Origin of the sequence: Oceanobacillus caeni (assembly GCF_019037185.1) — a bacterium.
GTDB classification, from domain to species: domain Bacteria; phylum Bacillota; class Bacilli; order Bacillales; family Amphibacillaceae; genus Oceanobacillus; species Oceanobacillus caeni.
The window spans coordinates 41636-54632 of record NZ_JAHHXM010000021.1; the positions used below are offsets into that span (position 1 = coordinate 41636).

The following is a 12997-nucleotide window of genomic DNA, read 5'->3' on the forward strand; positions in this document are numbered from 1 at the left end:
AAGTCTTATAAAATTAAACTATTAAATTTATATATCAGCAATCTCCATTTGGATATCAGTATTCGTACACTATATTTTAGGTGAAATAAATATCCACAAGCTACATCTATTTGATTGCTCTATTCATATAGTAGCAGGAATCGTTTAACTTTGTATAAAGAAGCTTCCATCAGGTTATCAAAGGGGTTGTATGTCAGAGCACCATACCTGCCCAATCTCGATGAAGTTGACTTTGTAAAAAAGCAAGATTTTTTTATGGGATATTTAGGTGGAAAAAGACCTTTAATAGGATCGGAAGTGGCTATCCTTCATGGTAACATCCAAATAAAAGCTTTTGGAACAGCTATTTTGATTGGATTTAGCCAAGTTGCCCAATCAAAGGATGTCACATCATTCCTTCTAAGATGTATAGAAGTTGGCAAAAAGTATATTGCATTATTTAGCGAAAAATTAAAGGAAAGTGATTTGCCTGTACCTTTGACATGGGATGCGGATATAACAAAAAGTACAGCATATACATTTTCTGATCAATTAATGATGTATTATGCAACTGATTTTTTTGCTTTTAGTATTGGGGTCCCATCAGGAAAATGTGGATTTACAACGATAAGGAAATTTCAATATTAAAAAAACCAACTTTTCCGCAAAATTTTAATGCATAATTCCAATTTTGGATACTTTTTTAAAAAAGAGGTATCGGAAAATAGTGTGAAAAAAAGTTCAATCCCTAAACTAAAAAAACAAATAAAAGAGGATAGCACATAACTAGCATGTGTATCCTTTTTGTCCCCAATCGCGCCCTTTTGCAGAACTATGAGGGTTACTCAGAAAACAAGTCACATCCATGAATTATTTCATCAGTGGAAGCCAAAGTTGCTTCATAAATTGTCTTATTATACTTTTTCATATAGGACTGAACAACCTTATATCCTACTGCATAACCGGCACAAAAAGGAAGCCCAACAGGTTGATACCCTTCTTGTGCCGCAATTTCATCGCCAAACATATAACTGCTCACTTCGGCAAACCCTTTTACGTCAAGAGCTTCCCTAATAACATCGGTTGAATACTCTAATTCTTCTTTTTCCATGCTAGTAACCCAAGGTCCTAATTGTTCTGTTCCGTATAATTCTTTCGCAAATGACTCGGCTAAACCTTCTATAACAAGATAATCTCCTACTGTTACGTTACCATGGTCCCAATCAAAATAAGAAAAGCGAATATTGTGATGAAATTCATGAGCAATAACTGCGGGAAGTTTCGGTAAGTTATATTCATTTGGATAGATATTCACAGTAATAAACCCGGGAACACCTCCGAACCCCGTATATCCTTTCTGTAGCTTTAGTTTATCAGGATTTGCAACATACAATCCAAACTTTATTTCATCAGCGTTTACTTTCAAACCCGACTTATTAGCGTTTTCTATACAGTTTTTAATGGTATTATCCGCTACTGTATAAGCGTTATTTTCTTTTAGGATTGATAACCCCTGTTGGATTTGTTTACCGTTGGAAATATCTGCATAACCAAGCATTTTTGTAGCCATTATAACATCATAGCCATTTTCTTGTTTTGCTTTTATAGGAACATTGATTAAATTCCACATTTCCTTAAATGGCTCCATCATTGTATAACGAAAGTAATTTTTTCTTTCTTCCAAATCCGTAATCGCAAGTAATTCTTCGTATTGTTCCACTGTATCGATTACCTTATAAGTCATACCCATTTTAATCACCTTTTTAGCAAATATTTAACATTATAATCTTGAAACAACTTTATATTAGGTCTAAATGAAATAATATATTTTCTATCTCAGCAATTATTTGTGTTAAGTCATTTTTAATTAATCCTAATGAAGGTTGTCGGTCTTTTAAATCTTTAAGTTTATAACCTGTAATCTTCGCGGCAAGTATTTGTGTAATTTTTTCTAAGTCTAATTTGGATAAAACTAACTGGCCGTTGGCATTCTTCCTTGGTTTTAATAAATCCAAATTAGAATAGTAGGTATAGAGCGTTCAGTAAGTCCAGTTCTTTTGCAAACGTCCACCGTTGTAAACAGTGTAATTCACCTCCATATTTCAAGACTAAGGTATTACGCTACGTTAGAGTCAAGTAAAATTATAAGCATCGATGCAACTACAAATAAAAACCGAAGTCAATTAGATAATTAATTAATCATGTCTAACTCTTACCTAATTTAGTTCAAAAATTTCCCTGCCAAAATTCAAATAAAAAACAAAATTCCCTGCCAAATTTTTTTCTTGGTAGGGAACTATATCATTGCAACTAACATACTCTATTCACATTAAGGTTTAGCTCCTGCAAAATACTCTCTCTCCAAAATAGAAAAATAGTATTGATCAACCCATTTATTTTGCCAAAAAAGCTCTTCCTTAAAAATGGCCTCTTTTCTCATACCGATATTTTCCATCAAAACCGCAGAGCGTGTATTATTTGCATTGCACATTCCAAATACTTTATGGGCGCATAGTTTTTCAAAAGCAAATTTCAATAACACTTTCGCCGCTTCGCTCCCGTAACCTTTACCTCCATTTTCAGGAAGTATTGCAAAGCCAATTTCCCAGCTTTTTCTATGTTCACTATCGTTCCATAATTGCGCTAGACCAATAGGTTTTTTATTTTTATCTGTTGCAATCGTAACGATAAAATCATAACTTGTCCGATTTTCCTTTTCTTCAATTTTTTGAATATATTCTTCACGTACAACGTCTTTATCCGATTCTACATACTCCTCAAAGTACCATAAATTTTCATCAGTCTCTATCCTACAAATAAAATCTAAATCATTGGCTGATGCCATTGTTAGCAATAATTTTTCACCAGAAAGCTTCATAATATTCACCCTTTGTTAAACTTGTAATCCTTTTTTGTAAAATATTTTAAATTACCTTTTTAGAACGCTTTATCCCAGAAATTTTGTTATCCAACTACCTTTAAGAAGTAACATCAATCCATAGAGTATTTTTTGGACAAAAAACCTTTTGAATTGGGCTTTTAATCTCTTATTTTAACATACATTAAAATTAATTCTAATTCCTCACGATAATCCAGATACAAAAAAATAATCCCTACCCAAAATAAGATGGTAGAATTTTTGATAGGGAACCATATCATTATCCATTTTTTTGTACGTTTAAGGCTAAGATAAACACTGGCAAATAAGGCGTTCTCTCTTCAAATCAAGTTAGCTAGTTTATTCCCTACCAAAATTCAACGATAAAAAAAATTCCCTACCAAAATTTTTTCTTGGTAGGGTTTTTGGTAGGGAACTATATCATTTTTTATACATTTTCTTCATTTTTGAGTAGGATAAATGCTGTTAAATCAGCGTTCTCTCTTCAAATCAAGTTAGCCTCTTATTCCCACTCAATCGTAGCAGGCGGCTTACTCGTCACATCATAAACCACTCGATTAATATGATCCACTTCATTCACAATACGTGTAGAGATTTTTTCCAAAACGTCCCAAGGGATACGTGCCCAGTCTGAAGTCATTCCATCAATCGATGTAACGGCACGGATACCAATGGTGTAATCATATGTTCTTGCGTCTCCCATTACGCCAACACTTCTAATATTAGGAAGAACGGTGAAGTATTGCCAGATATCACGATCTAGTCCTGCTAAAGCAATTTCTTCACGTAAAATAGCATCTGATTCACGAACCATTTCTAATTTTTCTTCCGTTACTTCTCCTAGAACACGAATGGCAAGTCCTGGACCTGGGAAAGGCTGACGCCATACGATATGATCCGGAATTCCTAATTGAGTTCCAAGTTCACGAACTTCATCTTTGAATAAAGTATTCAATGGTTCAATCAATTCAAATTGCATATCTTCTGGAAGTCCACCAACATTATGGTGTGATTTAATCGTTTGAGCTGTTTCTGTACCACTTTCAATAATGTCTGTATAAAGCGTACCTTGTGCTAAAAAGTCCATATCTTTTAGCTTAGCTGCTTCATCATCAAATACATAAATAAATTCGTTACCGATAATCTTACGTTTCTTCTCAGGATCGTCTACACCTTTAAGTTTAGATAGGAAGCGATCTTTTGCATCGATTTTAATGATATTCATATGGAAATCATCTGCAAATACTTTCATTACATCATCCGCTTCATTTTTACGAAGCAAACCATGGTCAACGAAAATACAAGTTAGTTGATCCCCAATCGCTTTGTGAATAAGCGCAGCAACAACAGAGGAGTCAACCCCACCACTTAGCGCACATAACACTTTTTTATCGCCAACTTTGCTCCTAATGTTCGCCATTTCTTGTTCGATAAAGTTTTCAATCGTCCAGTCCCCAGCACTCTCACATACATGAAATACAAAGTTTCTTAAAACATCATTTCCGTATTCCGAATGTCTTACTTCTGGATGGAACTGCACTCCGTATAATTTTTTATTCGTATTACTCATTGAGGCAATCGGGGTGGAGGAGCTTGTTGCATCCACTTGGAATCCCTCAGGAACAGCAGTTACTTTATCCCCGTGACTCATCCAAACCGTTTGACTAGCTGGAGTGTCTTTGAAAAGAACAGGTTGTCTTTCTAAATCAATAAGTGCTTTTCCATATTCACGGTTCTTCGATCTTTCTACCTTTCCACCATAATGAAGTGCCATCAATTGCATTCCGTAGCAGATGCCTAAAATAGGAATATCTAAATCAAAAATTCCTTCATCTGGACGGAAACTATTTTCCCCATATACACTATGCGGTCCACCAGAAAGAATAATTCCCTTAGGATTTAATTTTTTAATTTCTTCTGCTGTCATTTTATGAGAGTGTAGTTCACTGTATACCCCAAACTCCCTAATTCGACGAGTAATTAATTGATTGTACTGACTACCAAAATCAAGCACCAAAATCATTTCTTCATTTCCCATAAAATTTGCTCCTATCTATTTAAAAAAGTAATCTTAAGCACCAATTCTACAATTATTATTCCACGAAAATAAAAATTAAGTAAAAAAAACTTGAATTTCCCCTTTTCATAGTAAAAAACTAGAAAAAGGCAGAAATCCAAGTTTTCACCAAACCATTTAGATTTTCTGCCTTCATAGTCAGAGTATTTACGGTACTCCGGTAGAAACTTTCGAACCATATTATCGAGGATATACGAAAGGCCAAATACAATTTCTTTTATTCTACTAATCAACGTTTACTAGGTCAACCCATTATGTGATTGATTAAATCTTTCCATAATTTCGTTAGTTCCACAGAATGTTTCTCAGGAAACTCATTTCTATAAAGAAGCTGTTCATAGTAATTCGTTAGTTTACCCATTTCACTTGTTCCGTAATGGTCATCTACCATTCTTGCAAATTCTCTTAACGTCTGATCTGGCGCTTTTATATGACCGTTACGTTGTAAAAGCTTCATAACATGATGGTACGCTTCTTGGAATGTTTCTACGTCTGGGGTTTTATCCATTCTATACGTAACCCGCTTCGTTCGCAACTGATTTCTAAATAGATAAAGAAGCACTATTGCTATAACAACAATCACAATTAGAATAAGCCAACCCCAATTACCTAACCGGTTCATATCATGATTTTCCGGTAAAAGGTTAAGAGCTGTTTCCGCTCCTTCCTCTTCCTGCTCTGCCGTTACTTGCTCCTCTTCTTCTACGGAATCTGCCGACGCGTCTAATGCCTCTTCGTCCGCTTCCGTGTCTACTTGAGATTCTCCTAAGTAAAAATCTGCTGAGTTAGAAAATCCCTGGGTTGGTTCAAATGGCACCCAACCATATTCAGGAAAATATACTTCAACCCAAGAATGTGCATTGGCATTCGTAATTTGGTACTTATCCGGGTCATTGCCAGAGTTGCTTTCTACTAAATCATCACTTGTAAAGCCTTTTACCCATCTTGCAGGTATATCAAGGGTTCTAAGCATCACAACCATCGATGTGGAAAAATTATCACAGTACCCTATTTTTGAATCAAATAAAAATTGATCCACATAATCCTGATTTCCCTGAGGTACTGGAATATCCTCCGTCTTGTATTCATATCCATTTTGGTTAAAATACTGTTCAATCGCCCTGGCTTTGTCATAACGATTCGATTCATTTGCCGTTATTTCTTCTGCTAAATCCACTACTCTATTTGGTAAGGTAGATGGCAATTGTGTATATTTATCCAAAATATCTATAGGGTCTTCTTCTGAACTACTTTTCAATTGATTCATTGCAAAGGCTGGTTTGTCATATTGAATTTGATAAATCAAGCCGGAATTCGTATCATTTGTGGTTTGAACGGCACCAGAATTAGCATCTAATGAAAATACAGTTTGCGCGTCTTTTACGTCTTTAACTTGTTCGATTCCATATGGATACATTAATTTTTCAATCGATTGGTTATGAATTTCCACGGTTCCAGTTAATTTTTCCGTTTGGACTTGATCTGTAAATGTTTCTAAATCTATCTGACCATTTACTTGTTCCACAAACGTTGGATTCTCCGATAACTCCCAGCCTTTTCCTGTATATAAATCCTTTGTTTCGATTCGCCAGTAATGTTGGTCATCGACATAAGCTGTAAAAACAGGGCTTTTATCTGGGACAAATGACCCTCCAAGTCTAGAGTCATCCTCTCCATAACCTACTTTTTTAACCGTGTTACCAAAACTTTCCCCCGCCTCTTCAGCTGCACTAGAAATAAAAGGAACCGGATCCGGCCATTGTGGATCGATTTTCGGCGCAACAAATCCAATCAAAGTAGCAAAGCCGATGATGGCCAAAAGTGGAAGCAACCAAGATTTTACCTTCTTCATCCACTCGAACCCAATCGAAACATGGGCAAATTCCTTTAACAAATTACAAATCGCTAAGGCAATTAAAGAAATAATAAATGCTCGTACAATCGATGTCGTTGCATCATACATGGTAAAAGTATCAAGTACGGTAATATAAATGAAGGTTAATAAAACAAACAGAAAGATTCGCTTCGTTTGGACAAACCAATAATGAAGTAAATAACTCATTAAAGCGATTAAAATAAAAAATAAGAAACTACGAAAAGTCGAAGTCAATGTATCGTAATTTTGAGAAATAAGGGCATCCACATTAAACGAAAACTCCTGAATCAATTGCGCTATCCAAGTGAGACTGAAAAGGGATGATTGATCAAAATATAGCCAATGTATCAGAAAAAGAAGGACAATTCCTTTAACCGGAAATGACAACCACCACTTTATTTGTAGGAACGTGATAAGAAAACAGAAGTAAGCATAGAAGATAAACACACGTATACTTTCCGTATCTGTCATATCATGTAAAGGATATAACCATTCCCAAAATAAAAAACAGCCACAGAGATATAAGAACGGGGTATAGATCATAGTTGATTTACTTTTTAATAAAGCTTTCATCTTATATCCACCTCAATTGGCCTTTTTACTAATTTTTCTTCCGTAATGATTTGGATCCCTATTCCTTCCGTTTTAAATCGTTGTAACGTTAATCGATCAGCCTCAGAAATGAACGTGGATGATTGTATAAAAATGACCACAACCTGTTTCATTCGCTTACTCAATTGTTCCATCGTTTGTTTGAATATATCATCCATATAGGTCGTCATCACAAACACCATATCTCCATGGTTCATACGCGGAATTTGTTCCTTTAATCGTACTCCAAATGACTGCCTTCCAGCTAGTTGGATTGTAGCCAAATGTTCCACCGCTTCATTAGTGGCTTAATAACATCACTAACAATAGTTGTAGAACCAGCAATAAAGAATGAATCTGCGCAAGAAAGAATCGTAGCAATTAATACGATAAACATGATAGCTCCAAACCAAAATGGAATAGAACCGAATATGACATCATAATAAATAAGTTCTGGCTTGTCCGTTACAATGTTCAGACCAGCTTTAGCAAAGACTCCTATAAAGATGATAACCACTCCAGTAAGAAGTACAAAGAAACAAGCTAACCAGTTGGACATGACAGATACTTTAATATTTTTCGCTGCCCATACTCTTTGCCATGTATCTTGCCTTACTAATGTAGCTGCTCCAATGGTCAAAAATGGTATAAGAATCTCTGCCACCCCAGCATTAGTTGGACTTAAAAAATCAGTCATTCCCAGAGAATTAACATTCACGGAGACATTTTCCCATCCACCAGTTAAAAAATAAACACAGACACCCAGGGCAATGATTCCAATGGTTTGAACGGTTCCCTGAATGGCGTCCGTCCAAATAACAGCTGTAAGTCCCCCTAAATAGGTTTTCAACGTGATAAATACACAAGATATTAAAATACCAATCGTCATATCCAAACCAAAAACAAGATTAAATACGGTTGCCATTGCTACAAATTGCATACCAGTAAGAGCACCTAAAGCAGCGATATTCCCAATAAATGCAGGGTATCGCGCTGCATTTCCATATCGATAGGCAGCATAGTCTCCAACAGAAAATAATTGTTGTTCATCTCCAACTTTTCGAACGCGCTTCACAAAAAACAATGTGAAGATTGCTAGTGAAAACGCAAGGGAAATAACTAGCCATATTCGTCCCATACCAAGTAGGTAGGCATCCGTCATAAACCCAAGTAAAGTAGATCCTCCTACAGCTCCACCGACTATTGTTAGAATCATCGGTGTAAGCGGCATCGCACGCCCACCCATATTATAAGATTCATACGTTCTTGCTTTTCTATAAAAATAGTATGAGTACCCAATAATACTGAAAGCGTATACAGTTAATAGTATTATTAATATTGGTTTTGCTGATTCATTAATTAGCATCGTTTATTTCTCCTTTTAATAGGTTTTAAATGATATGCTTCACGATTTAAACATGTTGTTTCTGTCCGTAACTTTCACTTAACTAACATATTGATATAAGCCATAAAAGATATAGCGTTTAAATTCCGTATTCCCTCAACTTTGATCTTAAAGGAATACTTCTTTGCATAACCTAACTCGCACCATCCCAATCGGAAATGATGTGGGTTGTTTGAATTGAGTATGTTTGAAGGCAGTCAAAACACATCAGTGGGGGTTTTCCTTCATCCCCCACTGAATGTTATTTGAACTTATCAAGGCGCTACTGGCTGCCCGCTCCCACTTAGATCTCTTGTTTAAATCGACTTCGTGAAGTATGGTCTTACAGCCAGTTAAGATGTGATAAGTTTATTTCAGTAATTTGAATGCTATATTGATAAATGCCTTTACACCTATTTCCAATGCATCTTCATCGATGGTATAACGCGGGTGGTGAAGCGGATACACCATGCCTTTTTCCTTGTTACCATCACCTACATAAAAGTAGGTCCCTGGAGCTTTCTGTAAAAATACAGAAAAATCTTCACCTGGCATAATCGCTTTTGCTTTTTGTACATTTTCCTCACCAAATACTTCAATGAGTGATTCACGGACTTGACCCGATACTTGTTCATCATTTATTACTGGAAGATACCCTTTTTTGTATTGGAATTCGTAAGTCGCTCCGTGCGCATCTGTAATTCCTTTGATGATTCGCTCCATTACATTTGGAATAGAGCCTAGAAGCTCCGTATTAAAACTTCGAACCGTTCCACCTAATTCAATTGTCTCAGGAATGACATTATAAGCTGCAGTACTATCAACTGCACCGCTATTAATTTTGGTCACTGATAACGCTAGTACATCAAAAGGATCAGTATTTCTTGATACAATGTGCTGCAGATTAGAAACGACTTGGGAAGCAATGGCCAAGCTGTCAATGGTTTCGTGGGGGGAAACGCCATGTCCGCCTTTTCCGATAATTTTAATATCGAAATTATCAACTGCGGATTGCATGGGTCCTGAATCTACAGCCAATGTGCCAGTCTCCATTGTAGGCAAAAGGTGTAAACCGATAACTTTATCAACACCATCCATCACGCCAGCCTCAACCATTTGTATTGCTCCTCCAGGAGGTAGCTCTTCTGCATGTTGGAATAAAAATCGAATCTCCCCATTTATTTGATCCTTTAGACCGGATAAAATTTTAGCCGTACATAACAACATGGCCGTATGCCCGTCATGTCCACAAGCGTGCATGACACCCGGATTTTTAGAAACGAATTCAAATGTATTTTCCTCCTGGATTGGTAAAGCATCCATATCGGCACGGAATGCGATTGTTTCCCCGGGGTGTTCACCGACTAAGCGAGCCATTACACTTGTTGTTGTTGGACGTGTAACCTCAAGGTTCCCAAACGATTGCAGCGTATCATAAACAAACTGGGAAGTCTCCTCTTCATGGAAAGATAATTCGGGATTCTGATGTAAATGACGTCTCCATTTCACCATTTCTCCCTTATTTTGTTCGACAAAGCCTGCTATATCATCTTGTATTGCTGTCATTACCATTTCTCCTTTCCGATATCTTAGTTTCTGATGATGCACCCATTTATCATTGCTCAGCATCTGCAACTATATATGCAATTTTCATGCCAGTATTAAATATCCTAATTACCGGAATAATGGACAAATTCAAACGGAATACAACTTATTTTCACGCGATAAAAGTAAAAGGTGAACCAAAATCAGCTCACTTCCCTCAACACTGATTTATATTTGGTTCATTTTTTATGAATACTTTGTGATAAAATATAATAATGATCCAAAAATGACTCATTAATACAGAAAAACGGTTTAAGGTGGGCTATGATGATAGAAAAAAATATTGAAATTGAACAAATTTATTTTCTTAAAATTCTTAATTCACTCGATGATGCTATTTATATAACTGACAAGACAGGCAAAACCTTGTGGATGAACGAAATAAATAAAAAAATATTCGAAAGTCATAAATCAAGAATGATCGGAAAAAGTGTGGCAGAACTAGAAAATGAGGGAGTATTTAATCCTTCTATCATAAAAAAAGTGATTGAAACAGGAAAAACCATTACAAAAGTACAAACACTGGTAAACGGAGAAAAATATATGACCACGGGCCATCTTATTTTGAGTGACGATGGAGATATCGAATATGTGGTCGCGCATGGCAGGAATATGAATAAAATTGCCTCCAGTGCTCCCCAGCTTGAACTCGGAGAAATTAATGCTCTTCTCCAACGCTATATTCAAGAATTCAGGAAATTAAATAAGGATAAACTGCTTAATAAAAATGGAACTACATTTGTTGGACAAAGCCAGTCATTTGTAAGACTTTCCGAAATAATTGAGACCGTTGCAAGTGTAGATACAACCGTTTTAATAACTGGAGAAACCGGCGTCGGAAAAAATATTGTCGCCCAACAAATTCATAACTTAAGCGAAAGGCATGATAAACCTTTTATCCATGTTAATTGTGCATCCATACCTGAAACCCTTATCGAATCTGAGCTTTTTGGCTATAGTAAAGGGGCTTTTACAGGGGCAAATACCGGTGGAAAGGTTGGTTTGATACAATTGGCCGAATCCGGCACTCTATTTCTTGATGAAATCGGTGAACTTCCGCTTCATTTGCAATCTAAACTTCTTCAATTACTACAAAATAAAACATATAAGCCGATTGGCGCTTTACAAACAAAAAATGCAAACATTCGGATTATCGCAGCGACGAATCGTCATTTAGAAACGATGATAGACGAAGGTACGTTTCGTAGGGATCTATTTTATCGTCTTAATGTTTTACCAATTACGATATTACCTCTACGCGAACGTAAAGAAGATATTTTTCCGCTTCTGCAGTTTTATTTAAATACGTTTAATACACGACATAAAAAAAATCGTTTTTTCACGATGGAAGCAATTGAAATACTTCAAAATTATACATGGCCAGGAAATATTAGGGAATTGGAAAACTTTGTGGAGCAACTTGTCGTTATGGTCAAACAAGATGAAATTTCTTTATCTGATCTTCCGGAACGATTCCACAAAGCAGAAACGGAAAATAAAGATCTACATTTACAGTTGCAAGGCGATACCTTACCTGAAATTTTGGATAATGTAGAAAGAGATATTATCAAGGAAGCATATAAACAGCACAAGTCCACAAGGAAAACAGCGCAATTTTTGGGGATTCCCCAATCTACTTTTATGAGAAGACTCAAAAAATATGGTATTGATACCAAAACTAATTGATATAGAATAAAATCTAGTAGCTGTTCAATTGACTGCTCCTGAACGAAATAATGATATAATCAATCCTGTAGCATTCGACATAGGAATTTTCCAGAACGAAGAAAGAAATTTATTTATTTTATACAGGGAATGATTATATGAAAAAAACGATCCTTATCCTCTTGGCAATAGCTGTTATCACCATATTTTTTGTTTTAAATCATACGAATGCAAAACAGGAAAACGCTAATTTTATATACGTAGCTTTAAATGGTAATGATCAAAATAACGGTACGAAATCAAAACCATTTCGCACACTGAAAAAAGCTGCTTCAGAAGCAAAAGCGGGATCCACCGTATTCATTCGAAAAGGTACTTATAACGAAAATCTCGTCGTTAAACATAGTGGGACAAAATCGAAGCCAATTACTTTCAAACCCTATAAAAACGAAAAGGTTATCCTTAGCGGAGAGGGTATGAAGGATGTTGAAGGGGATACATCCTTGGTTATGATAAACAATAAAAACTATATTACCATTAGTGGATTAACAATACAGGATTTAACAACCGATTTAGCAAATGAAACAGTAATGGGTATTCATGTAACAGGATCTAGCAGTCATATTACACTAGAAAATAACCACGTGCAGCGCATTAAAACCCATGCAGATGACGGGAATGGTCATGGGATTGCAATATACGGAACTCGCCCAATGAAAGACATACATATTGCAAATAACACTGTGGAAAACTTAAAACTTGGTTCAAGTGAATCTATTGTACTTAATGGAAATATTAACGATTTTAAGGTGGAAAATAATCTCGTTCGCCGAAACAATAATATACCTTAATTATTCATAAAAAATCCTTGAGCGCCTAAAAATGCATATCTACCAAGGAATCCAGCTAATTTAGTCATGC

Annotated in this window: 10 protein-coding genes and 1 riboswitch; of the genes, 3 read left to right on the top strand and 7 right to left on the bottom strand. The window is 35.8% G+C overall.

The window, feature by feature from the left end; genetic code table 11:
* The first annotated feature begins 150 nt into the window (after positions 1–150).
* The gene (locus tag KM885_RS11955; protein ID WP_052771732.1) at positions 151–627 is read left to right on the top strand and encodes a DUF3231 family protein; all 477 of its coding nucleotides are present in this window, start codon (positions 151–153) and stop codon (positions 625–627) included.
* Between the two features lie 193 nt (positions 628–820).
* On the opposite strand, the gene KM885_RS11960 is transcribed toward KM885_RS11955, so the two are convergent.
* From KM885_RS11960 to KM885_RS11990, 7 genes are all read right to left on the bottom strand, one after another.
* Positions 821–1729 (bottom strand): DUF2268 domain-containing putative Zn-dependent protease, encoded by a 909-nt coding sequence (locus KM885_RS11960; protein WP_083452610.1) that lies wholly within the window; start codon positions 1727–1729, stop codon positions 821–823.
* A gap of 579 nt (positions 1730–2308) precedes the next feature.
* A complete protein-coding gene (locus KM885_RS11965; RefSeq protein WP_145523812.1) occupies positions 2309–2857 on the bottom strand; it encodes a GNAT family N-acetyltransferase in 549 nt (182 codons plus the stop codon).
* A gap of 523 nt (positions 2858–3380) precedes the next feature.
* Positions 3381–4916, bottom strand: coding sequence for a glutamine-hydrolyzing GMP synthase (gene guaA, locus KM885_RS11970; protein WP_047185522.1), 1536 nt, complete (start codon positions 4914–4916; stop codon positions 3381–3383).
* A 154-nt stretch (positions 4917–5070) separates the two neighbouring features.
* Positions 5071–5172: riboswitch (purine riboswitch) on the bottom strand.
* A 27-nt stretch (positions 5173–5199) separates the two neighbouring features.
* The gene (locus KM885_RS11975; protein WP_216884038.1) at positions 5200–7404 is read right to left on the bottom strand and encodes a transglutaminase TgpA family protein; all 2205 of its coding nucleotides are present in this window, start codon (positions 7402–7404) and stop codon (positions 5200–5202) included.
* Positions 7401–7706, bottom strand: a complete 306-nt coding sequence (locus KM885_RS11980; protein ID WP_047185524.1) for a hypothetical protein — start codon at positions 7704–7706, stop codon at positions 7401–7403. The genes KM885_RS11975 and KM885_RS11980 overlap by 4 nt, the downstream gene beginning before the upstream one ends.
* Positions 7688–8788: a sodium:solute symporter family protein gene (locus KM885_RS11985; RefSeq protein WP_216884039.1), complete on the bottom strand. Its 1101-nt coding sequence runs from the start codon at positions 8786–8788 to the stop codon at positions 7688–7690. Before KM885_RS11985 ends, KM885_RS11980 begins: the two co-directional genes overlap by 19 nt.
* A 387-nt stretch (positions 8789–9175) precedes the next feature.
* On the bottom strand, positions 9176–10372 hold the full coding sequence (locus KM885_RS11990; protein ID WP_216884040.1) for an amidohydrolase: 1197 nt from the start codon (positions 10370–10372) through the stop codon (positions 9176–9178).
* A gap of 306 nt (positions 10373–10678) precedes the next feature.
* On the opposite strand from KM885_RS11990, the gene KM885_RS11995 reads away from it, so the two are divergent.
* Positions 10679–12097: a sigma-54 interaction domain-containing protein gene (locus tag KM885_RS11995; RefSeq protein WP_216884041.1), complete on the top strand. Its 1419-nt coding sequence runs from the start codon at positions 10679–10681 to the stop codon at positions 12095–12097.
* 137 nt (positions 12098–12234) lie between these two features.
* Entirely contained in the window at positions 12235–12927 is a 693-nt protein-coding gene (locus tag KM885_RS12000; protein ID WP_216884042.1) for a DUF1565 domain-containing protein, read from the top strand.
* Positions 12928–12997: the final 70 nt, after the last annotated feature.